Raw genomic sequence first — 1,274 nt, 5'->3', positions numbered from 1 at the left:
ACGTCGTCCCGGCGGTGCACGCCGTGCTCGACAGGATGGCCGCGTTCGCCGGGCGGGTGCGCTCAGGCGAGTGGACCGGGCACACCGGACGCCGCATCCGCAACGTCGTCAACATCGGCATCGGCGGCTCCGACCTGGGCCCGGCGATGGCCTACGAGGCGCTGCGGCCCTACACCGCACGCGAGTTGACGTTCCGGTTCGTGTCCAACGTGGACGGCGCCGACCTGCACGAGGCGGTGCGGGACCTGGACCCGGCCGAGACGCTGTTCATCGTGGCGTCGAAGACGTTCACCACCATCGAGACGATCACCAACGCCACCTCGGCCCGCTCCTGGCTCCTCGACGGGCTGGGAGGCGACGAGAAAGCGGTCGCCAGGCACTTCGTGGCACTGTCGACGAACGCCGGGAAGGTCGCCGGCTTCGGCATCGACACGGACAACATGTTCGAGTTCTGGGACTGGGTCGGCGGCCGCTACTCCTTCGACTCGGCGATCGGCCTGTCGCTGATGATCGCCGTCGGCCCGGACCGCTTCCGCGAGCTGCTCGACGGCTTCCACCTCGTCGACGAGCACTTCCGCACCGCGCCCGCCGAGGCCAACGCCCCGCTGATCCTGGGCCTGCTGGGCGTGTGGTACGGCAACTTCCACGACGCCCAGTCGCACGCCGTGCTGCCCTACAGCCACTACCTGTCGAAGTTCGCCGCCTACCTCCAGCAGCTGGACATGGAGTCCAACGGCAAGTCGGTGGACCGCCAGGGTCGGCCCGTGCAGTGGCAGACCGGCCCCGTGGTGTGGGGCACCCCCGGCACCAACGGGCAGCACGCCTACTACCAGTTGATCCACCAGGGCACGAAGCTGATCCCCGCGGACTTCATCGGCTTCGCCCGGCCCGTCGACGGGCTCGGCGGCGAACTCGCCGCCCAGCACGACCTGCTGATGGCGAACTTCTTCGCCCAGACCCAGGCGCTGGCCTTCGGCAAGACCCCCGAGGAGGTCCGCGCGGAAGGAGTGCCGCAGGAGCTGGTCGCGCACAGGACGTTCCACGGCGACCACCCCACGACCACCATCCTCGCCACCGCGCTGACCCCGTCCGTCCTCGGCCAGCTCATCGCCCTCTACGAGCACAAGGTGTTCGTCCAGGGCGCGGTGTGGAACATCGACTCCTTCGACCAGTGGGGCGTGGAACTCGGCAAGGTCCTCGCCAAACGCGTCGAACCCGCCCTCACCGAAGGCGCCGACGTCCCCGGCCTCGACTCCTCCACCACCGCACTCGTC

1 protein-coding gene is annotated in these 1,274 nt (G+C 69.5%); it reads left to right on the top strand.

Translation table 11 applies throughout. The annotated features are described in order from the left end of the window. On the top strand, window positions 1-1,274 hold a 1,274-nt coding region (pgi, locus tag ACH4ZA_RS39885; protein WP_398433896.1), incomplete at both ends, for a glucose-6-phosphate isomerase.

It is taken from the genome of Streptomyces sp. NPDC020597 (assembly GCF_044335095.1).
GTDB lineage: Bacteria > Actinomycetota > Actinomycetes > Streptomycetales > Streptomycetaceae > Streptomyces.
Note: the sequence above shows the minus strand (reverse complement) of the source record. Positions and strands in the feature narration are given on the sequence as shown.